Here is a 23242-nt window from a genome sequence, read left to right as displayed (position 1 = left end):
TGGGACTCATTCCGAAGCTGAAGGAGTCAGGCAAGATTAAGGGCTATACCGCTTTGAGCAAAACTGGCCCCTCACATCTTAGAGCCAAGCTCTATATGGCGGCGGTAACAGCCAAACAGCATAATCCCGATATCCGAAGACAATATGAACGCTTGCTTGCGGCGGGTAAAACGAAAATGTCCGCTTTGGGAGCGGCCATGAGAAAGCTGGTCCAGGTATGTTTTGGCGTGGTTAAGAATCAAAGTGAATTCCAGGTTCAAACGGCTTAAAAAAACAGTTTGAACCCGGTGGTGAGAGATGGTATCTACGAGAAATCGGACTTATGGTCGCTGTCCTGTGTGGGAGCCCCTTCTAGGGGCGATGGATTCGGATTTAACACTGGTGCGGTTCGCAATGCTCACCAAGCACCCTACAGATGCAATATCTGCCAAACACCGCGTAGGGTGCCCGGTGAGGAACGAACCGCACCAATGGAAACAACCTTAAATCCAAACCCATCTCCTGTGATGGAGAATCGGCCCTAAGTTTCATTGACTCACCGAGATAACCCGCTTCATTAAAGCGGCTAACAAAGAGTTTAAGTACGAGTTTGAAGACAGGATCTAAGTAAAGCCCTTATGTCTCATCCTTCTTTTTACCGCTGAGATCGACGGAGCCAAAGGTCGATTCAGTCCTAGCAGCAGAGAAGGTCTTCCTCACGCTAGGCACTTCTGGTTTTTGACCTATAGGCTTGATTCTCTCAACCGCTTCAACGCTCGATTGTTCACTCTGTCGCACGGCGGTACGTTCATCGCGGGGCGGAATCCCCATCTGCTCGCGATAACACTTGCTAAAGTGGGGGCTAGAGACAAAACCACAGGCCGCAGCGATATCGATAATCGACATGGTACTTTGCTTCAACAGCTGTCTCGCGCGAAGCAGTCTTAAGCGCAGATAATAACGGGAGGGAGAACATTCGAGATATTTCTGGAATAGCCGCTCCATCTGTCGTCGGGATAGATTAACGTAACCGGCCAGCTCATCCATCTCAATCACTTCTTCAATATTCGCTTCCATCAAGGCAACGAGCTCCAACAGCTTGGGTTGTGTCGTCCCCAACACATGCTGTAACGGCACCTTTTGCTGATCGCTCTCATCACGGACACGATCACAGATAAACATCTCGGAGATAGCCGTTGATAATGGATAACCATGTTCCAATTTGATCATTTTGAGCATCATATCCAGCGGCACGGTGCCGCCGGTGCAGGTCATGCGACCACGATCAAAACTGAACAAACGATTAGAACACTTCACTCTTGGAAAGGCTTCTTGCAGCGCCGCCAGATATTCCCAATGGGTGCTACATTCATAACCGTCCAGTAATCCAGCATCGGCGAGTAGATAACTACCAGTGCAGATAGCCCCTAATTTACTGCCCTGACGTTCCATCGCCTGCAACCAGTTGATATGTCGCTGGGTATAAGCCCGAGGGACATTTAACCCCCCCGCGACAATCACCGTATCCAGCGCTGGGCACTGGGTAACACTCGCATCGGGCGTGATCGTAATACCGTCACTGGCACTGACCGGCTGGCCATCCATCGTTAAGGTATACCAATAGTACAGCTTTTCACCACTCAGCTGGTTCGCCATCCGCAGCGCTTCGACCGCCGACGCCAACGAGATCATGGTGAAATTATCTAATAGCAGAAAACCGATAGCACGGGACTGGCTACCGTTCACTTCATCGATCATAAGGAGACACGCACCTACATCAGTTGTATAAAGTTGTTAACGAGGTTATTCATGGGGCAAGTCATTTGAAACAGCCAAGCCGAAAAGACGGCATACCTGATCGTAAAAGCCAGTCGTAAAATACGACCCCAAAAGACATCAGTTCTCTTATATCGGCCTAAGCTCATTTTTACCATCAATCGCGGGGAATGAGAACACTTTATCCACTGCAGTCCACTGTAAATAGGTGTCGCTAAGGATCGCGCTAATCAGGCAGTCTAACAAACGACGCTAATTCACCCATAATGCGAAACCCATAGTTCTAACTCCTTGATCCTGCCACAACCCGCCTCTCTGGACTCATTTACACCGCTTAAAACATCTAAACATGTAAAACCTTGTAAACAATATGTAAACAGGCTTGCCAACACACCCTAAAAAGCACTACTTTCAGGACACGAGTTCATCTTTACCCGAGAGATTATAAAAACAATCAGGCACAGAGGTATTACCCATATACCGGTGCTGAGGAAAATACGCTTTTATGAGCACAGATGCCCGCATTCTTGTAGTCGACGATGAAGAGCTAACCCGGCACTGCCTGAGAAGTTATTTCGAAGAAGAAGGCTACAATGTGTTTACCGCAGACACGGCCGAACAGGCTGAAGCGATTCTTCGCAGCGAAGCGATCGACGTCCTGCTGTTAGATATCCGTCTACCTGGCAAGGATGGTCTCACCCTCACCCGTGAACTCAGAGTCAGTACCGAAGTCGGTATTATCCTAGTCACGGGCCGGCAGGATGAGGTCGACCGTCTAATCGGTTTAGAGTGCGGCGCCGATGAGTATGTCACCAAACCCTTCAACCCCCGTGAAATCCTTGCCCGCACGAAAAACCTGGTACGTCGGGTGCGCCACTGTACTGATCAGAAACCCACCGACTCCCTCCCCCATAGCTTTAAAAGTTTCGATCGCTGGAAGTTGAACCTCGACCGACGTCAACTGATTGATGAGCAACAACAAACAACTCAGCTGACCGAAGGCGAGTTTCAACTGCTCAACACGCTGATGGTCAACGCTGGTAAAGTGATGAGCCGGGTACAGATATTGGAACAGATCCGCAACCGTGAATGGATTCCCAGTGATCGCACCGTTGATGTGCTCATTGGTCGGCTGCGACGCAAACTCAATGATGATCCCGCTAATCCCAGAACGATACTAACGGTGCACGGTACCGGCTACCTCTTCACGCCCAAGCCTGTCGACATGTCATGATGCAGCCTGGGCCGATATTACTGAGCGTGCTATTCAGCGCGCTATTAGTGCTATTACCCTCCAACAGTCATAGCCGCACCCTAAAAGCCTGCGGCCACCCTTTTTATCCACCAGTCTCTTGGATCAACGATAAACAACTGATGGGGCTCGCCCCCGCGGTAACCCAACAACTCTTTGCCGAACTGGGTTATCGGGTGGAGCTAAGAGCAGGCTATAACTGGAAACGCTGCCTACTGGAAGTGCAACAGGGTAATGCCGATATCGTGGTCGCCGCCTATCATATTCCTAGCCGAGACGCCTATCTCTGGTTTAGCCGTGTACCCGTGATTGCCGACCCCATCACCCTGTTTGTTAACCGCCAAAACCCAATCGTATATACCAGCCTCGATGACTTACGGGGGAAGGTGACCGGCTTACTTCTCGGTGATAGTTTTGGCGAGGACCTGGATCAGTTTCTACTGGATAACACCCGTATTGAATACGTATCCCGTAATCGGCAGAACTTTGACAAGCTCGCCCACCAACGAATCGATTTTATGCCGATCGGTTTACTCAGTGGCCGCCTACAAAGTCGAAAAATGGGTTTTCATGAGCTGATCATGCCGCTGGAAGAAAAAGTTAGCACCGAGCTCTACTTTCTGGCAGTCGGTAAAAACAGTGGTTTGCAAAAGCACCTACCCTTTATCAACGACCGGTTAAAAGAGCTGCATCGAAATGGCACCATCAAACGATTAACCGATCAATATAGCCTGCAATATCTCGACCAAATAGCCACGGAGCCCGATCAATGATCCAGCCTAAAGGGCTGATACCGAAAATAACCCGCTATTCCAGTCAACACCCACTGGGATACCGCATTATGTTATATGTCTGTAGCTTCAGCTTTTTATTCATCCTCTTTTCCACCGCCCTACAGCTGACCCTCGATTATCGCCGTGAGTTTCGCGCCATTGATCAACAGGTACAGTTGATTCGCAGTAGTTATCTTGCCAGTCTGGCGAAAAGTCTCTGGGATGTGGATCATGCGCAAATCGCACTGCAACTCAAAGGGATACATAACCTCCCCGATGTCAGCTACTTAGTCCTTAAAAATACCGATACCGGTGAGTCTATCAGCGAAGGGGAAGCCGAGCTCTTGTCCGACAGCCCGTTGCAAACTCAAAGCTTTGATCTTATTCACCGGACGCCGGAACAACAGCGTAAACTTGGACAGTTAGAAGTTAGCTTTGATCTAAGAGCCGTCTACCAAGGGATCTGGAGCCGAGGTTTTAGCATTCTGCTTACCCAGACCCTCTTGGTCATCCTGATTGTACTGGTCATCTTGATCATCTTTCATCGGCAGATCACCCGTCACTTGGAAGCGATGGCCAACTACAGCCGAGATATCGGTGCCGGACAACTAGAGCACAGCCTCACCCTGGACCGGCAACCGCCTAGCAGCAGTGATGAATTAGATCAGCTAGTCACCGCCCTGAATGAGATGCGCCAATCTATTCGTCAAGAGATTGATCACCGAGAGCAAGAACAGCGAGAACTACGCTACAACCGAGATCAACTGCAAACGATGGTTGAACGACGCACCGCGAGCCTACTGCAAGCGAAAGAGGCGGCCGAAGAAGCCAGTAATGCAAAATCCCGTTTCCTTTCAACCATGAGCCATGAAATCCGCACGCCCATGAACGGCATGTTGGGGATGATTCAACTGTTAGAAAGCTCCGCCCTCAACCCGAGTCAGCAGCAACATATACAGGTCCTCTACGATGCCACGAATGCACTGCTGGAAACCTTTAATAATATCCTCGAATATGGCCGCTTAGTTGAAGGGGCTTACAGCATCAGCCCGTCTCGCTTTTCCCTCAAACACTTACTGCATAACCTAACCGCCTTGCTAACCCCTGAGGCGGACCGTAAACAACTCAACCTGCAGTTAAAATACTGCCATGAGATTGCCGAGCAGTTTTATACCGAAGAGAGCAGCCTACGACAGATCATCACCAACCTACTCAGCAATGCCATCAAGTTTACCGACCAGGGCGATGTCATCCTGAGCGCTGAATTAGTGTCTCAGGACGCGGACCAGCAACGCATCAAATTCAGTATTCGCGATTCAGGTATTGGGATTGAACCCGAACTACAACAACATATTTTTGACCGTTTCACCCAAGCCGATGAAACCATTACCCGTCGCTTTGGGGGAACCGGTTTAGGCTTGGCCATCTGTAAGGAACTGGCAGAACATCTCGGCGGGGAGATTGGCGTCTCCAGTAACGTCGGCACGGGCAGTACCTTTTGGTTTGAATTAGATCTGCCGATCGCAACGCCGACAACCTCAGCCGCGATAACCCAACCCGTATGGCAAGACAACTCGGGGCTACACATCCTATTGGTTGAAGATGTCCATATCAATCAACAGGTCGTACTGGGATTATTGGCAGACACTCCCCATCAGGTCACGATCGTCAGCGATGGTATCAAAGCCCTAGAGCTTGGCCGGAGTCAACATTTTGATCTTATCCTCATGGATATGCACCTACCGGGACTCAGCGGTCTGGAAGTCAGTGGCCGACTCAATAACGATCCCGACTGTATTAATTACCATACCCGCATCATCGCCCTAACCGCCAGCGTCAGGCCAGAAGATATCCACCGTTATCTTGAAGCAGGTATCAGTAGTGTCATCGCTAAACCTGTTCGCAAAAAGCAACTACTCGATGCGATTTCAGGCGGGCAACAGATTACCGTCGCGCCAACACCGACAGAGACACAACCGTTACTCGATCAGGCAGTTATTCAGGTTCACCAGCAGATGCTCGGACCGGAAAAGCTCGCCACCCTGATGCAGGGCTATTGCAAAGTCCATTGTGATCTCTGGCCGACACTGCAACAAAGTCTACAAGCGGTGGACGACTATGAGATTTCTCAGCAAGCACATAAGCTCGCGGGGGCTTGCGACACCATCGGTTTTACCCATGCAAGTCATCTACTCCGACAGCTTGAGGAACTGGCTGAAAACGGTGAGATCGCACCGCCTTTATTCCTCGAAACACTCCAGCAGGTGATGGCGGATACTCTCGAACTGGCACAACAGTGGAAAGCTTAACCAAGCACTGACTCCATCAGTCTTAAAAACCTAAAAAAGCCCCTAAGCTAAATACTTAGGGGCTTTTTGTTTTGCTCTCATGACCATGGCCTAACGGTAATGATTCACCAAAGAGCATTTCCGTTAGAAAAACAGATGATGGCGGACACCCTCAAACTGGCCCGACAGTGAAAAGCTTACTAATCACTGACTCCGCACTTATCCCACTAGCCCCACTAGCCTATTGATACCTAAACCCCATCAGTATTAAAAACCTACAAAAAAGCCCCTAAGCTAACACTTAGAGGCTTTTTGTTTTGCTCTCATGGCCCATGCCCTAACAAGAATGATTAACCAAAGAACATCTCCGGCAGAAAGAGTGATACCTGAGGAATATATGTGGTGATAATCAGTGTTGGAATCCAGGCAAACAGAATCATAATCAGTGTCGGTTTGAGCATCGCACTGACTCTAACACCGGTCACTCGAGAGCCGAGATAAAGGAGTGGCGCGGTTGGTGGTGTGATATTACCCATACCTAGGTTCACCCCAACAATCGCCGCAAACTGAATCGGATCAATACCCAACTCAACCACGATCGGGAATAGCAGCGGCGAGGCAAGCAGTACACCACTGACATCATCCATCAACATACCGATCAGAATCATCACCACGTTAATCATAATCAGCACGATAATAGGGTTATCCGATACGGAGAAGATCAGCTCTTTAGCTAGATCAGGGATATCTTCAAAAATCAGCAGACGGCTAACAATCATCACCATAAAGAACATCACCATCACCACACCGGTGGTAGTCGCAGACTGCACCAAGGCTTCTTTAAAGTTGGCGATATTCAAACCACGGTAGATAAAGAAACCGACGGGAATAGCATATACGACCGCAATACCCGCCGCTTCAGTCGGCGTCATGATACCACCGTAAATACCGCCCAAAATCATAAACGGCATCAACAGAGCAGGAAAGGCAAAACGGGTTTTCTTCGCTACCTCTTTCGTAAAGTTATCGGATTTTGGTAGCACCTTAATATCTTTGTGTTTACGTAACAGCACGTAGTTAACAACACAGAGCAGGAACACCAAAATCAAACCTGGAATAATCGTCGCTAAGAAGCACTTGAGTACCGATTGGCGAGTAACCCACGCATAGATAATCTGGATAGCACTCGGAGGAATCAACAAACCCAATGGTGCAGCATTGGTGATCAACGCCGCTGATAGTCCTTCCGGATAGTTAGCTTTGCGCAGTTGCGGCATCATAATGCTACCGATACAGGTAAGCGTTGCCGTCGCGCTACCGGCAATCGAGCCAAAAATGGCACTCGCACCCACCGCAGTATAAGCAATACCGCCTTTGAAACGACCGACAAATAGCTCAGCCAGCTCCACAAGGGGCTCAGCAATCTTACCCCGCTCCATAATAGTACCCGCCATAATAAACAGCGGAATAGCCAGTAGCACCAGAACATTCATGCGCCAGTGACCGGACGTCAGAAAACCAGCCGGATCATGATCACCGGTCAGAGACATATAGATCAATGCCAAGCCAAAGGCGAAAGGTACGGGAATACCCACCGCCAAAGCAACACAGATCACTAAAAGTGTCAGTAAAATCAACATAAGGAATACCTAAATTAGATATGAGGTGGTGCTTCGTCCGAAGCCCATTCTTCGGTTGGTCCATCCCGTAGACCGCTCCAAAGATGCAACGCGCTATAGAATGACATCAGGACAAAACCCAGAAAGATGCCTAGCTTAGGAATGACAAACGGTAGTTCTAGTCCGGTGGTACGTTGCCAATCAGGGTAAGCACTGATCTCTTCCCACAACATCAGCCAGCCCCAGTAACAGAGGACGATACCAATCACGATTTCCAAGAACAGCGTACAGTTAACAACGATCCACTTAGTACGCACATTATCGATCACCGACAGTAGAAAATCGGCTTTTACATGGGTGTTTTCATAACTACCCATCGCTCCCCCTAGGAAATAAACCCAGAAAGCGATCATTAATACCCACTCTTCGTAGGCAAACAGATCAGCCTGAAACCAATAACGAAGAATGACGACAAAGAAAAAGACAAATGCCATGATCAAACTGGCCGCTGCTAATATATATCCTTGGCAACGGATCATCACATTGACCAACGAGCCCACAGGGCGAGGTATATTTAAATGCATAAAGCTACACTCTTATTGTTGAATATATCGATGACAGATGAAGTTTTTAAGAAACATTGTTTCATCTGTATTAATAAGAATATTAAATAGTATCGACGTAGCACTCCCCACCATAAGGCGGGGAGTCAAGAGTAAAACTTACAGGTCAGCTTTTACTTTTTCTAAGATATCTTTACCTAAACGATCTTCCAGTTTAGGCCAAGTTTTAGCGCGAATTTCAGTCGCAATCGCGCTGCGTTCAGCATCGGTCAGCGGTAGGATCTTAACGCCAAACTCTTCAAGTTTTTTGAGGTTAGCGGCATCGTTTTCACGACTCCAGTCAACAAAGCCCGCAGCTGCTTTAGCAAAGACTTCGGTAATCACTCTACGCTGCTCTTCGTTTAGCTTTTTCTCCCAGGTTTTCTTACTGGCATAATAAGCGTAGTTTTCAACGAAAGCGTTGTAAGGAATATAGTTTTCAATTGCTTCTTTAAAGGTTGTGTAAGCGGCTTCAGGTGTTGCACCAATCATGCCGTCAACCACGCCCTGCTGAATCGCAGGAAACGCATCACCCCAATCAATAGTCGTGGTGTTATAACCCATATCTTTAGTGGCTAACTTAGCAGACTGAGCACTCCACACACGGATATTCTGACCTTTAGGGCCAGTGGTTGTATAGTTCTCAGGCATAGAAGAGGACATCACACCGATAAAGCCTTCTGCCGTCACACCCAGCAATTTCAGGCCCATCTTATCCATACGCTGATCGAAGATACCGTAGAAATTAGAACCCGGGCTAAATACCTTCTCCATTTCATCGTAGTTAGATACCAGATATGGCAGCGAGTTAATCTCCAACACAGGGTCTTTATGGCTATAAACAAATGAGTGAACAATATCGATACTGCCGCGTACCGCTTCACCGATCAGTTGCTCACCAGAACCCAGCTGACCTGCTGGGTAGAGTTTGATTTTCAAATCAACGCCTGCACCTTCTAGGTCGGCTTTAATCTGACGTAATACTTGTGATGCATATTGATCGGGAGCGTGCTGACTAGCAATACGCAGGGTGGTAGCAGAGGCAACAGGTGTCGCCAATACAGCGCCCAATACCAGGCTGGAGGCGATAACAGATTTTAAACTATAGCGACTATTGATTTTTTTCATTGTGGTCTCCGCGTTTTTATAAGCAGGTTATTTTTATGTATTGATTAACATAGACATCAAAACAGCCATCAATGTACTGTCGGCCTTAATCAGTCTTTTAAAAACGAACACCTATTTTATACAGGGATAAAACTCAGTTAAAAAGCCCCTCAAAAACCACAAAAAAACGTATGAAATTTATTCATAAAAACAAATGTAAACCAAAACAAACAAAACCATTCTCAGACGGCCTAAAGGACTAAATTAATCCAATAATGGTCATATAAAGATTACAAATAACAATGAGATCTACCGTATAAATTTATCAAATAAACAGTCATTAACATCTATTTACAATCTTTTACACTATTAAAAAAACACACTCCATCTAATTATCACCGCGAGGATAAAACTGATATAACACAGACATAATAAAAGAGTTAAGCCATGACCATCATAAAAGACAAACGACATTTTAGTGCACTGATGCGTGATACAAACAGTGCTTTTCTGCCATCAGACAGACAGGAGGAAGCCACCGTAGAAGTTGGTTTTGTGCTTCAACAGCACTTCTCCCTCGCCAGCTTTACCGCCGCGGTCGATACTCTGGTCACCGCCAACCTCGTCTGTACGACACCGTTATTTCACTATCAAACCTATGCTGCTGAAACCTCTCCGGTGTTGAGTGACCTGGGTATCGAGATAGCCGCTCAGGGATCGCTCAGCACCCTGATTAACCAGCCACTACCCGACCTATTGATTATCTGCGGTGGTTACCGTTGCTCCACCCAAGCGGATGCCGCCCTTACCCGCCTACTTAAGTTAGCCGATAACCAAGACCGTTTGATTGGCGGCCTATGGAATGGCGCGATTGCACTGGCTCATGCCGGACTGTTAGATCAGTTAAGCTGTGCCTTACACCCCGATAACCATGCCTATATGCGCGAACAGTTTCCGAAGGTGAAGGTCAGTGAACAGGTCAGCATCATCGAAGGAAAGCGCCTGACTAGCGCTGGACCGATGAGTGCCATGGGGATGATGTTGCAGTTAATCAGCCAACTGCGAGACAAGGATATCACCCGCGCTATTCGCGAGATTATCAGTTGTGATCAGCTCTCAGAAAGTAGCCATGTGCGGATTAATCAGCCGGGGGACAATCCCTGTTTACCGCAAAACTTACGCGATATTATGACGTTAATGGCGGCTAATATTGAAGAGCCGATGAGCGTGGAAGAGTTAGCCGTTTGTACCGGCATCTCACGTCGCCAAATCGAGCGATTATTCCAGAACCACCTAGAGACCTCGCCGGGACGTTACTATTTGGAGTTGCGCATTACCCATGCTCGTCGTTTACTCTTACAGAGTAATGAATCGATCACCAATATTGCGTTGGCCAGTGGTTTTGTCAGCACCAGCCATTTCAGTAACTGTTACAAAGACTATTTCGGCGCCTCCCCGAGTCATGCCCGGGAACAGGCCAAAAAGATGGACGTTTAACCCCTCTCAGGCAAGGTAAACAACGATAAAACGGTTGTTCACAGCGGCTGAGGCATTAACCATGAGCGCACAAGTACATAGAAGAGAACGCCTTAGAGTACACACCTAAACGTACACAGAAGAGTGCACCCAAGATTACCTCTTAGGTGCCTGCCGCTCAGATCAACACTCAATCGCGTTAACCGCCAGTCCTCCACGAGAGGTTTCTTTGTATTTATCCTGCATATCCATGCCGGTATCACGCATGGTTCTAATCACCTTATCCAGAGAGATAAAGTGCTGACCATCACCCCGTAACGCCATCTGAGCCGCATTGATCGACTTCATAGCACCAATCGCATTACGCTCGATACAGGGCACTTGCACTAAGCCGCCAACAGGGTCACAGGTCAAACCTAGGTTATGTTCTAGGCCAATCTCAGCCGCATTTTCAACCTGCTCCGGTGTCCCGCCTAGCACTTCGCATAAACCAGCAGCCGCCATGGCACAGGCAGAACCCACCTCACCCTGACAGCCAACCTCGGCCCCCGAGATAGAGGCATTTTTCTTACACAAAGCCCCAATCGCAGCGGCGGCTAGCATAAAGTCGACGACATTTTCTTCGGTGGAGTGTGGGGTAAACTCGGTGTAGTACATTAGTACAGCCGGCAGAATGCCCGCCGCACCATTGGTCGGTGCGGTCACCATGCGCCCACCGGCGGCATTTTCTTCATTCACCGCCAACGCATAGAGATTGATCCAATCCATCGCCCCCAACGTTGTGGAGATAATATTCGGTTTAGTCGAACGGATCAGTGACTTATGTAGACTCATCGCCCGGCGCTTAACATTCAAACCGCCCGGTAGAATCCCCTCGCTATGTAGACCATTAGCGATACAGTCTTTCATCGCCGCCCAGATATCCATTAGACCATCACGGATCTCCCGCTCTGTGCGCCAAACCTTTTCATTCTCCATCATCAACTGACTGACCGAGAAATTATTCTCTTCACAAAGCTTTAGCAGCTCTACCGCATTATTAAACTCATAGGGTAGATCGAACTGGGGAACAAGGTGAGCATCCGCAGTCGCTTCACTTTCATCGATGACGAAGCCGCCACCGATCGAGTAATAAATATTGTCATACAGCAGCGCTTCATCGGCACCAAAGGCGCTCAGACGCATCGCATTCGGATGATAAGGCAGGTTTTCTTCTAACAGCCTCATATCTCGCTGCCAGATAAACTCGACAGGGTATTGCCCTAGCAGTTGAAGTGTATTGCTCTCTTTCAGAGTGGCCACGGCGGGTAGAATCATCTCAGGATTAATCGTTGCTGGACGCTCGCCCATCAAACCAACAATTACTGAATTATCCGTGCCATGCCCAATACCGGTGGCACTCAGTGAGCCATACAGATCAACCTGAATATGGGCTACCGCAGGTGCCAAACCCTGCTGTGCTAAATGCTCCGCAAAATTAGCCGCGGCGACCATGGGGCCTACGGTATGGGAACTGGACGGACCAACGCCTATTTTAAAAAGATCAAAAACAGAGATAGACATAGAGGCTCCACCGCGCATTCTGTGCGCTGTATTTATACTAAAAAGAAATCATTATGGGCTGATATCCGTATCGCTGTATGCCAGTTTACGACCTGAAGTTTTCCTACAGCGATTGATCTGAATTTTGTTGCGTCTTAGGGGGCAAAAAACAAGAAAAGGAGGTCTGTCAGGATGAGCCACACACTCTCACCTCTCTGGAAGAAGTAATCCCGACGAACCTCAAAAAGATACATTTTTCATCGGCGTGAAAAATGTTTAATAATGATCGATAGGCTAGCCTTTAGCTAGAAAAAACCACCGTACGCCCGCCATTGAGAAACACGCGTTTTTCAATGTGATAACGGATAGCATTAAACAGTGTGACCCGTTCAACATCCTGACCTTTAGAGATCAGATCTTCCGCATAGAGCGCATGATCAACGGTCTGAATACCTTGGGTGATAATCGGCCCTTCATCGAGATCATTGTTCACATAGTGAGCGGTTGCTCCAACCATCTTCACGCCCTTTTCCCAAGCTTGATGATAGGGTCTAGCGCCCTTAAAGCCCGGCAGCAATGAGTGATGGATATTGATCGCTTTACCGTTGAGCTTGTCACACATCCAAGGCGAGAGCACCTGCATGTAACGGGCTAAGACGGTTAGTTCGATATCATACTCTTCCAGCAGCTTAACAATCTCAGCTTCCTGTTCCGGCTTGGTTTCCGGCGTAATCGGCAGATGGTAATACGGAATATCATGCCACTGTGCCAACGACTCAAGATCCGGATGGTTAGAGATAATCACCGGCACTTCGATATTCAACTGGCCGGTGCGATAACGGTACAGTAGATCGTTAAGACAGTGATCATATTTGGATACCATAATCGCCACCCGAGGGCGGTGGTCTGGTCGAGTCAGTGCCCACTCCATGCCAAACTCAGTGGCCCGCGGAGCGAACTCAGCATCGAATTTTGCCTCACTAAAGTCATCACTAATGGGCTGAAACTCAATACGGATAAAAAATTGTTTAGACACGCGGTCATCAAAGGAGTGAATCTCATCAACATAGTAGCCAGACTCCGCCATAAAGCGGGTGACTACGTCCACGGTGCCCAACATACTTGGACAGCTTGCAGTAAAGATCCAGGGTTTTGATTTTGTTATCGTTGTCATAAAAGACTCCTGATCTGTTGTATAACGCGAAAGAAACATTTTCATGTGTTTATCAAGTAAACACCCGAGTAAACAAACAAAGCCAGCCCTTTTCAGGACTGGCTTTTACTCGGTTAAACCAGTCGAGTGTTAGGCTTCAACGACTAGACCAAACTCAAGGCTAGCGTCTTGAATCCAGAGCCAAATATAGTCTGAAAACGAACGACGAATCACCAGCTCAAAGCGTTGATCACCGGTACGGCGAATAGTCGCGGTGCTTTTAGCTAACAGCGTAGACACCACTTTACCCACGGGGAACGACTTAGCATGCAGATCAATCGGTGTGGCTTTTTTCAACAGCTCAACCACATTCTCACCGGATAGTTCTAACACCGTAGAACCACCGCTGCTGTTAACCAGCGAATAGTGACCGGGCATCTCATCACGGAACTTGGTTTCAATGTCGAAGGTTTCTAACCCCGGCACCAGAATCAACCACTCATCCGGTGACATCCAACGAATAGAGTAATTACCGTTTTCGCTAGAGGTCAATGGTTGTAGCGGTAAGGCTACCCCCAATACACGCTCAACCGCCGCTAACTGATCCGCATTAGCGGGATTGCAACGCAGCGTCAGGTGACCCAACAGTTTAAGCTCACGCAGATGAACACCGCTGGTTTTAGGCCCCTGCTTCGCAAGGCTGGCTAAATCCGCATGGTGCAGTGGCGACTGACCCTCAATCTCAGGACCAGGAACCTGATTCATCACCGCGGCTTTGGTGGCTGCACTCTCTGCAGCCGTCATGTTATTTAGATCAGACATTTTGACGCTCCCCTTTCGGATCAAAGAAGATCGGGCTGCAAATTTCAGCTTCAATCACCGTGCCATCACCCAATGGGTAATACACCGTTTCACCCATTTTATCGAGACCGCCTTTAATAAAGCCCATGGCGATCGAGTGACCCAATGTTTCACTCCAATAACTGGAACTGATATGCCCTTGAATTTCCAACGGCTTAGGCCCATTAGGATCCAATACCGCGGCGGAGCCTTCTGGAATCACCTGTTTAGGATCTTTGGTTTTCAGACCCACCAACTGCTTACGGTTGGCACGGGTACAATCCGAACGGTTCATACCACGCTTACCAATATAGCTGAACGGCTTCTGGTTAGAGACACACCAGCCCATACCTAAGTCATAAGGATGAACCGAACCATCGGTATCCTGACCGGCAATGATAAAGCCTTTCTCCGCACGCAGGACGTGCATGGTTTCTGTACCGTAAGGGGTCAGGCCATATTTAGCCCCCGCTTCGATCAACTTCTCCCAGACCGCCATACCGTAGTTAGCCTGTACGTTGATCTCAAATGACAGTTCACCGGTAAAGGAGATACGGAAGACGCGCGCAGGAACACCCGCCACGGTAATCTGTTTCCAATCCATGTAACGGAAGTTGTCATTGCTGACATCAAAATCCGTCAGTTCTTCCAACAGCTTACGGCTGTTAGGTCCGGTGATGGTCGCTGTTGACCAGTGATCGGTGACGGTATTGAAGTAAACTTCCAGCTCTGGCCATTCAGTCTGATGGTAAATTTCCAACCATTCATACACATGTGCCGCACCACCGGTAGTGGTGGTCATCACGAAGTGGTTTTCACCGAGACAAGCGGTAACACCATCGTCAAACACCATGCCGTCTTCGCCACACATCAGGCCATAACGACATTTACCGATCGCCAATTTCGCCCAAGCGTTGGAATATACGCGACCCAAGAATTCACGGGCATCTTTACCCTGAACATCGATCTTACCAAGGGTTGACGCATCCAAAATACCAACAGCGTTACGTACAGCCATACACTCACGATTAAGTGACTGCTGCATGCTTTCACCCTTCTGCGGGTAGTACCATGGACGTTTCCACTGGCCTACATCCTCAAACATAGCGCCCTGTTCAACGTGCCATTTATGCATCGCGGTGTAACGCTCAGGTTCAAACAGCGCACCGGCGTTACGGCCGATAATCGCACCGAATGCAATCGGCGTATAGTTTGGCCGGAAGACCGTGGTACCGGTTTCAGGAATCGTCTTATTCAACGCTTTGGCTGCGACAGCCATGCCGTTGATGTTACCCAGCTTACCCTGATCGGTACCAAAACCCATCGCGGTATAACGCTTCACATGCTCGATCGCTTCAAAACCTTCACGACAAGCAATTTCAATCCCTGCAGCGGTTACATCGGTTTGATAATCGACAAACTGCTTAGGCGCCTGAGAGGTAGGCTTCAGATGAGGAATATGGAACAAACTCATCGGTGCTGCGACTTTCAGGGTTTTCGCTTCAGGCAGAACCACATCCGCCACCGCTAGACCCACTTCAGCCAATGCTTTTTGACCGGCATCTAAGCCTTCTTGTAACGCAACGGCCGTTTCATACTGGCCATTAATGCCACCCGCGGTCAGTTGTTTCTGTACGGTCGGTCCTGGCAAGAAACCAACCACGGAGTCACTCCAAACAGGACGACTACCGGTATGGCAAGACAGGTGAATAACTGGGCTCCAACCGCCAGAGGTCGCTACGGTGTCGGCTTTAAGCTTCGTCACCGAACCGATCACTTTAGCGCCACTCGCACTCAAGCCTGCAACCGATACGCCGGTCACACGTTTAGTGCCCTGCACTTCAATCACGGCAGAACCAGAAATAATATTCAGACCACGCTGACGCGCCGCTTCGGTACGATCACCGACGGCCGCTTCACGGGTGTCGACAATAGCAACGACTTTACGTCCAGCATCAGCCCAATCTAAGGCGGCTTGATAACCGTAGTCATTAGTGGTCATCACCACCAACTCGTTACCCGGCACAACACCGTAACGGTTGATATAAGCAGAGACCGCACCGGTAATCATACAACCGGGGACATCATTGTTAGCATAAACAAGTGGACGTTCATGGGCGCCGGTTGCCAGCACAACCCATTTGGCTCGTACGCGATGCATCCGCTGACGTACTGTATTCACTGGGGCAATATCGGCCAAATGATCGGTACGACGTTCGTGAATGGTCAGGAAGTTATGATCGTGATAACCGTTGACGGTTGAACGTGGCAACAGCAACACATCATCATAAGTGCTGAGTTCTTCAACCACGGCACGAACCCACTCAGTGGCAGGCTTGCCATCTAGCTGTTCGGTACTGTTGAGCAGGCTACCACCAAACTCGTTCTGCTCATCAGCAATAATGACACGGGCGCCACCACGGGCGGCGGTCAATGCAGCGGCTAAACCAGCAGGTCCTGCACCCACAATCATCACATCGCAGTGCTGATTGATCGCATCATACGTATCGGGATCTTTTTCCTTCGGCGCACGGCCAATACCGGCGGCTTTACGAATCATCGACTCGTAGGTATCCCACAGGGATTCAGGGAACATGAAGGTTTTGTAATAGAAACCCGGTGGCATCATGTTGCCACCCATTTTACCGATCATACCCATTACATCGGTATCGACACTCGGCCAACCATTGGTCGAAGCTGACACTAAGCCATCAAACAGCTCTTGCTGTGTGGCACGAACGTTAGGCACCTGTGTCGCTTCAGTCGCACCCAGTTGCAGGACCGCATTCGGCTCTTCTGCACCACAGGCAACGATGCCGCGAGGACGGCTATATTTAAAACTACGGGCGACCACGTCAATACCGTTTGCCAGCATCGCTGACGCCAGCGTATCACCCTTAAAGCCTTTATACTGTTTACCGTTATAGGTAAACGTTAGCGGTGTGGAACGGTCAATGCGACCTCCGCTAGTGAGGCGGTTCTGTTGTGTCATGATTCCGCTCCTGTTACTCAGCGACTACAGATGGCTGTTCGCCGATCTTGTAGACTTCTTTAATTTCGTAGCTCTGGGTATCGCGAGTCATATTGAAGAACTTCCGACAACCGGCAGCGTGCACCCATAATTCATGGTGAAGACCCCGTGGGTTTTTCCGGAAAAACAGATACTCACCCCACTCCTGGTCAGAACAAGCTTCAGGCTCTAGCGGGCGGGCAATATGTGCCTGGCCAGCGCAATGAAACTCTTCTTCTTCGCGGTATTCCCCACAATGCGGGCAGTAAATATGTAACATGTTAAGCCCCTTTTAGTGTGCGACGCCGGCAGCGCCATGTTCATCGATCAGTGCACCGGTATGGAAGCGCTGTATTGAGAAAGGTTCGGCAATCGGATGTGGCTTACCATCAGCCAACGTATGAGCAAACAGGTTGCCAGAACCCGGAGTACCCTTAAATCCGCCCGTACCCCAACCACAGTTGAAGAACAGATTCTTAATCGGTGTTTCAGAAATAATCGGGCTCGCATCTGGGCAAGCATCGACGATACCACCCCACTGACGGTTCATACGTACCCGGCTAGTGCAGGGGAACATCTCAACAATCGCTTGAATAGTGTGTTCGATAATGCCGTAAGAACCACGCTGACCATAACCAACCCAGCCATCAATACCGGCACCGATGACCAAGTCACCCTTATCGGATTGACTCATATAACCATGTACATGGTTAGACATCACAACGGTATCAAGGAAGGGTTTAATCGGCTCAGACACCAACGCCTGTAGCGGGTGAGATTCAACCGGCAGTTCAAAACCAGCCATTTTCGCCAGTACGCCACTGTTACCCGCGACAACACAACCCACACGATCCGCCTTCAAGACGCCGTACTGCTTGGTTTTAACACCGGTAATTTTGCCGTCACTGATCTCCATATCGATCACTTCACAGCTTTGAATCAGATCAACACCCAGCGCATCCGCGGCACGGGCATAACCCCAAGCCACCGCATCATGACGTGCGTTACCAGCACGACGCTGAACCGAAGCACCCATAATGGGATAGCGGGCATTTTTAGAACAATCTAGCGAGGGAATCTCTTTTTGCAGCTGTTCGGCATCGACCATTTCATTGTCGATACCCTGCAAACGGTTAGCCGCGACCAAACGCTCGTTACTACGCATATCTTGTAAGGTGTGACAGGTATGATAAACGCCCCGCTGAGAGAACATCACGTTATAGTTCAGTTCCTGTGCCAGGCCTTCCCATAGCTGCATGGAGTGTTCATACAGTGCAGCAGACTCATCCCACAGATAGTTAGAACGAACAATAGTGGTGTTACGGCAAGCGTTACCGCCGCCTAGATGACCTTTCTCTAGCACCGCTACATTGGTGATGCCATGCTCTTTCGCCAAGTAATATGCGGTTGCCAAACCGTGGCCACCGCCACCGATGATAATCACATCATATTTTTTCTTTGGCGTTGGGTTGCGCCACACGCGCTGCCAGTTCTCATGATGTGTCAGGCTGTGTTTAAACAGCCCGAAACCTGAATATTTCTGCATAACATCAGCTCCAATTTAATGGGCGGCCAGTCACTCACACATGGTCCGCCGGGTGTTTAAATTATTACTTATAAACCGGGTATTCAGCGCACAACGCCTTAACCTGTTGTTTCACTTCAGTGATTTTCGCTTCCAGCGCTTCAGGCTGGTTCAGTACATCCAACAGGTCGGCAATCCAACCGGCCAAGATGCTGCACTGTTCTTCTTTAAAGCCACGGGTAGTAATCACGGGAGAACCGATACGTAGACCCGAGGTCACAAACGGTGACTGTGGATCGCCCGGTACCGCATTCTTGTTAACGGTAATATTGGCACGACCTAACGCCGCATCAGCATCTTTACCGGTCAGACCCTGCTTGATCAGGCTCAACAAAAATAGGTGGTTTTTAGTACCGCCGGAAACGATCTCATAACCGCGTGCGGTCAATACATCAGCCATCACACTGGCGTTTTTGATCACCTGCGCCTGATACACTTTAAACTCAGGCTCTAAGGCTTCTTTAAAGGCGACTGCTTTTGCCGCAATAACATGCATCAGAGGGCCACCCTGACCGCCTGGGAATACTGCAGAGTTGAGTTTCTTCTCTAATTCGTTATCACGAGAGATGATCAAACCACCGCGAGGGCCACGCAACGTCTTGTGGGTTGTCGTCGTTACCACATCAGCGAAAGGTACTGGGTTTGGATAAAGTCCTGCCGCCACTAAACCGGCAACGTGGGCCATATCAACAAACAGGTAAGCGCCGACTTTATCTGCGATTTCACGGAAACGAGCCCAATCAACAATTTGAGAATAGGCAGAGAAACCCGCAACAATCATTTTAGGCTTATGTTCAAGCGCAAGGCGTTCAACTTCATCGTAGTCGATCTCGCCGGTTGCTTCATTCAAGCCATACTGAACCGCATGGTAGATTTTGCCGGAAAAGTTAACATGAGAACCGTGGGTCAGGTGACCACCGTGTGCTAGGCTCATCCCCAGAACCGTGTCGCCCGGTGCGCACAATGCCATGTAAACCGCAGCATTCGCTTGAGAGCCTGAGTGTGGCTGAACATTGGCATATTCGGCACCGAATAGCTCTTTAGCACGATCGAGTGCCAGCTGTTCAACGACATCAACGTACTCACAACCACCGTAATAACGCTTTTCAGGATAGCCTTCGGCGTATTTATTAGTCAGAGCAGAACCTTGCGCCTGCATAACCCGCGGGCTGGTATAGTTCTCAGACGCGATCAATTCGATATGGTCTTCCTGACGCACTTCTTCATTACAGATCGCATTCCACAATACGTCATCATACCCTTGGATCAAGTCATCTTTCTTAAACATCTGAACCTCCACGCCAGATCAAATCAGGCGAGACTAAATATCAATTTATAGTTATGTATGAGAATTTCCGGCCCCACTGTCATACCAATAACAGCAGATGAGATTTCATGAGATTTATATTAACGGGTCTGCTTTAAGGCGCTATGCTCGAACACGCCTCGGGAATGTCCAATTACGACAGGGAGGAAAAAGTACGGAGAAACCGCGCTATGTCGGTATTTTTGAAGGTGTGGGCCGGAGTCCGTATCAATCACGCGAATAAAAAGGCTATATCGACAGCACCGTCAGGCGCATCGGTAGCATCGCAAAGGCGATTGCAAAGATGTATCGAAAAGCTAAGCCGTTCTGGTGAATAGCGCTAATCAGCCAAACACGAAGCCGCTGCTTTTATCGTCACGGCAAACTTGCCAACCCTGATGACGGCATAGGCAGGCTGGCTCAATCAGCATCATCGACATACCTCAAAATGAATATCTAAGGATTAAACTAACCGGTGAAATAACGCAATAACCATAGACAGATCATCCCACCAACTACCGGCCAGAAAACACTGCGACTAAACCGCGCAACCAGAATCGCCACCAATGCCGCGGCCCACTGATAGTAGTCGGGTTGATAGTCAGTTAATGGCCGAGTAAATACGATGGCTGGAATACAGAGTGCCGCCAAGATAGCAGGCGGCAACAGCATGAGAATATGCTTGCTACGGGCGATCAGCGACTCCGCACTGCCATGAAATTGAATAAAAGAGAGGCGGATCAAAAAGGTGCCTAAGCCGACGGCCACAAACAGTAGCCAGAGTTGCAGATTATCACTCATGGGAGCCCTTCCTTTTTAGCCAACTCGGTAATAATAAACCACCGAGTACGCCTGCCGCGACAGCAACAATAAAGCCGCTATTAAAAGGCAACAACTGAAAGGCTATGGCGCAGCAACCGGAAATCACGGCCACCATAAAGAGTAACCGGCTCGTAATAGTGGTGATCAACATCGCTAGAAAAGCTAACGGAATAGTAAACTCCAACGACCAATGTGCCGGAATACCCGCCCCCAGCACGATCCCTAAGGTTACCGAGATTAACCAAGTGACATACAACGCCAAGGTCACCCCAGCCAAATACCAGATACGTTCGGGTGTGGTTTTCTGCATCTGAGCTGGCATCGAACAGAGCCCATAGGTCTGATCAGAGAGCATATAAGCTAAGGTAAAACGATAACGTTTAGGTAATGGACCCAACAAGGGCGCAAAGGTGGCGCTATAGATCGCAAACCGCAGGTTGACCACTATCGCCGTCGCCACAATAATCACGAACGGGGCGTTATCCTGAATCAGCGAATAAGCCGCTAACTGTGCAGAACCGGCAAAGAATAGTGCACTCATACCCAACACCATCTCGGGGCTCATCCCCAGTGATCCGCCGGTCGCCCCAACAATCAGTCCAAAGGGCAATACCCCAGAGCCCAACGGCAGTAGATCCCGTACACCCAACCAAAACTGTTTACGATCGTCCTTCACACACAATCCCTTAAATTCAAACGATTAATATTCAGCCCATATAACAAAAAACAGGGCCGAAGCCCTGATATATATGGATAGACAGTTGACGCAATCACCGCTTAGTCTATGTAACCAAATGCCCGTGGCAAATATAACGCCAATGGCGACCAATAGGTAGTGATTAACATAACAGGCAAGGCTGCAAAAAACATTAAGCTCAATGCCGGACGCATCACCTGAGACATGCCTACCTTACCGATACGACAGGTCATAAACAAAATAGGCGCCATTGGCGGACTATTACAGCCGATAACAACACTGGTACCTACAATCGCCGCGAAGTGAACCGGATCAATGCCTATATTCACCATAACGGGCAGCAACAGTGGACTGATAATGGCGACGACACTCACATCATCCATAATCATCCCCAGGAGAATCAAGAAGATATTCACCACCAGCAGGATCATCAGTTTACTTTCAAACATGTCCATCAGTAATTCTGTCAGCTCCTGAGGCACCCGTTCAAAAGTAAAAATACGGCTGGCAACAAAAGAGAATACGAGAATAACCATGATCACGCCGGTTGTTGTTGCAGCATCCACCATGCAACGACCGATCTTACGCAAATCAAGTTCACGATAAACAAATAACCCTACGGGTATCGCATAGGTTACCGCAACAGCAGCGGCTTCCGTGGGTGTAAACACGCCGCCGTAAATCCCACCCAGAATAATCACGGGTAACATCAGTGCAGGAAAGGCCTTCCAGGCATTATCACTCACCGCCTCGACACGCTGACGGAAATTCATGACCTCCTGCGCCGGATCAGGATGATTACGCATTTTGATCCAGTTGATAAAACAAAGTAGAAAAATCAACAGAATACCCGGTCCAATAGTGGCGAGAAAGCAAGCCGCAACCGACTGACGGGTAACGACAGCGTACAGAATCATGGTAATACTGGGCGGTATCAACAGCCCTAGCAGTGAAGAGATCCCCAACAATGCACTGGTATACTCTCTGGAATACCCATGCTTTTCCATCGGATCGATCATAATAGTCCCGATGGAAGCAACGGCAGCCGAAGCAGTACCGGAGATCGCGCCAAACACACCACAGGCGACGACCATAGAAGATCCCATACCACTACGGGATTTGCCGACCAGCGCCTCCACAAAATACACCAAGCGAGCGGCCATTCCACCCGCTTGCATCAAATAACCAGTCATGACGAACAATGGTAAAGCCAATAAGATAATTGAGTTAACCGACCAGAAGCCTGTCGTCATAAGTGATGATATATCAACATCATAAACGATCGATAAAATCATCGTCATTGCAGCAAAAGAGAAAACAACCGGCACACCGATCATCATCAAAAGCACCACGGCAACAATAGCGAGCAAAGCACCCATAATAAATTCCTGATAAACATATTGTTGTTAAAGGTC

Annotated in this window: 19 protein-coding genes; 5 read left to right on the top strand and 14 right to left on the bottom strand. The window is 48.8% G+C overall.

Going from position 1 to position 23242, the window contains the following annotated elements; genetic code table 11:
* On the top strand, nt 1–269 hold a 269-nt coding region (locus tag EH243_RS15315), incomplete at its 5' end, for a transposase (RefSeq protein WP_164549136.1).
* Nucleotides 270–615: 346 nt separating this feature from the next.
* Here the strand turns inward: EH243_RS15315 and gbdR are convergent.
* Nucleotides 616–1737 carry a choline metabolism transcriptional regulator GbdR gene (gene gbdR, locus EH243_RS15310; RefSeq protein ID WP_126159539.1) on the bottom strand — a complete coding sequence of 374 codons (1122 nt, stop codon included), beginning with the start codon at nt 1735–1737 and terminating at the stop codon, nt 616–618.
* Nucleotides 1738–2260: 523 nt separating this feature from the next.
* Here gbdR and EH243_RS15305 point away from each other — a divergent pair.
* Genes EH243_RS15305 through EH243_RS15295 form a run of 3 tightly spaced genes read left to right on the top strand, consistent with a single transcriptional unit; the run spans nt 2261 to nt 6089 of the window.
* Nucleotides 2261–2989 carry a response regulator gene (locus EH243_RS15305; RefSeq protein WP_126159538.1) on the top strand — a complete coding sequence of 243 codons (729 nt, stop codon included), beginning with the start codon at nt 2261–2263 and terminating at the stop codon, nt 2987–2989.
* On the top strand, nt 2986–3780 hold the full coding sequence (locus tag EH243_RS15300; protein ID WP_126159537.1) for a substrate-binding periplasmic protein: 795 nt from the start codon (nt 2986–2988) through the stop codon (nt 3778–3780). Before EH243_RS15305 ends, EH243_RS15300 begins: the two co-directional genes overlap by 4 nt.
* Entirely contained in the window at nt 3777–6089 is a 2313-nt protein-coding gene (locus EH243_RS15295; RefSeq protein WP_126159536.1) for an ATP-binding protein, read from the top strand. Before EH243_RS15300 ends, EH243_RS15295 begins: the two co-directional genes overlap by 4 nt.
* 329 nt (nt 6090–6418) lie before the next feature.
* Here the strand turns inward: EH243_RS15295 and EH243_RS15290 are convergent, their stop codons facing one another.
* The 3 genes from EH243_RS15290 to dctP all read right to left on the bottom strand — a co-directional run bounded on the left by EH243_RS15290 (nt 6419) and on the right by dctP (nt 9417).
* Nucleotides 6419–7708 (bottom strand): TRAP transporter large permease, encoded by a 1290-nt coding sequence (locus EH243_RS15290; protein ID WP_126159535.1) that lies wholly within the window; start codon nt 7706–7708, stop codon nt 6419–6421.
* Nucleotides 7709–7722: 14 nt separating this feature from the next.
* Nucleotides 7723–8271, bottom strand: coding sequence for a TRAP transporter small permease (locus EH243_RS15285; protein ID WP_126159534.1), 549 nt, complete (start codon nt 8269–8271; stop codon nt 7723–7725).
* Between the two features lie 138 nt (nt 8272–8409).
* Complete coding sequence (dctP, locus tag EH243_RS15280; protein ID WP_126159533.1) at nt 8410–9417, bottom strand: TRAP transporter substrate-binding protein DctP; 1008 nt, start codon at nt 9415–9417, stop codon at nt 8410–8412.
* Between the two features lie 426 nt (nt 9418–9843).
* Between dctP and EH243_RS15275 the strand changes: the two genes are divergently transcribed.
* Nucleotides 9844–10893: a GlxA family transcriptional regulator gene (locus EH243_RS15275; RefSeq protein WP_126159532.1), complete on the top strand. Its 1050-nt coding sequence runs from the start codon at nt 9844–9846 to the stop codon at nt 10891–10893.
* A 162-nt stretch (nt 10894–11055) separates the two neighbouring features.
* Here the strand turns inward: EH243_RS15275 and EH243_RS15270 are convergent, their stop codons facing one another.
* The 10 genes from EH243_RS15270 to EH243_RS15225 form a co-directional block, all read right to left on the bottom strand.
* Entirely contained in the window at nt 11056–12435 is a 1380-nt protein-coding gene (locus tag EH243_RS15270) for an L-serine ammonia-lyase (RefSeq protein ID WP_126159531.1), read from the bottom strand.
* A 280-nt stretch (nt 12436–12715) separates the two neighbouring features.
* On the bottom strand, nt 12716–13588 hold the full coding sequence (gene purU, locus EH243_RS15265; RefSeq protein ID WP_126159530.1) for a formyltetrahydrofolate deformylase: 873 nt from the start codon (nt 13586–13588) through the stop codon (nt 12716–12718).
* Nucleotides 13589–13717: 129 nt separating this feature from the next.
* Nucleotides 13718–14389, bottom strand: a complete 672-nt coding sequence (locus EH243_RS15260) for a sarcosine oxidase subunit gamma (protein ID WP_126159529.1) — start codon at nt 14387–14389, stop codon at nt 13718–13720.
* Nucleotides 14382–17399, bottom strand: a complete 3018-nt coding sequence (locus EH243_RS15255; protein WP_126159528.1) for a sarcosine oxidase subunit alpha family protein — start codon at nt 17397–17399, stop codon at nt 14382–14384. The genes EH243_RS15260 and EH243_RS15255 overlap by 8 nt, the downstream gene beginning before the upstream one ends.
* Before the next feature lie 13 nt (nt 17400–17412).
* On the bottom strand, nt 17413–17697 hold the full coding sequence (locus EH243_RS15250; protein ID WP_126159527.1) for a sarcosine oxidase subunit delta: 285 nt from the start codon (nt 17695–17697) through the stop codon (nt 17413–17415).
* A 12-nt stretch (nt 17698–17709) separates the two neighbouring features.
* Nucleotides 17710–18963 carry a sarcosine oxidase subunit beta family protein gene (locus tag EH243_RS15245; protein WP_126159526.1) on the bottom strand — a complete coding sequence of 418 codons (1254 nt, stop codon included), beginning with the start codon at nt 18961–18963 and terminating at the stop codon, nt 17710–17712.
* 64 nt (nt 18964–19027) lie between these two features.
* Nucleotides 19028–20290 (bottom strand): serine hydroxymethyltransferase, encoded by a 1263-nt coding sequence (gene glyA / locus EH243_RS15240; protein ID WP_126159525.1) that lies wholly within the window; start codon nt 20288–20290, stop codon nt 19028–19030.
* A 486-nt stretch (nt 20291–20776) separates the two neighbouring features.
* Nucleotides 20777–21109, bottom strand: a complete 333-nt coding sequence (locus tag EH243_RS15235; protein ID WP_126159524.1) for an AzlD domain-containing protein — start codon at nt 21107–21109, stop codon at nt 20777–20779.
* Complete coding sequence (locus EH243_RS15230; RefSeq protein ID WP_164549135.1) at nt 21102–21806, bottom strand: AzlC family ABC transporter permease; 705 nt, start codon at nt 21804–21806, stop codon at nt 21102–21104. Before EH243_RS15230 ends, EH243_RS15235 begins: the two co-directional genes overlap by 8 nt.
* A gap of 101 nt (nt 21807–21907) precedes the next feature.
* A complete protein-coding gene (locus EH243_RS15225; protein ID WP_126159522.1) occupies nt 21908–23206 on the bottom strand; it encodes a TRAP transporter large permease in 1299 nt (432 codons plus the stop codon).
* Nucleotides 23207–23242 lie beyond the last annotated feature (36 nt).

It is taken from the genome of Amphritea opalescens (assembly GCF_003957515.1).
Taxonomy (GTDB): domain Bacteria; phylum Pseudomonadota; class Gammaproteobacteria; order Pseudomonadales; family Balneatricaceae; genus Amphritea; species Amphritea opalescens.
This window is presented reverse-complemented; position numbering and strand designations above follow the sequence as displayed.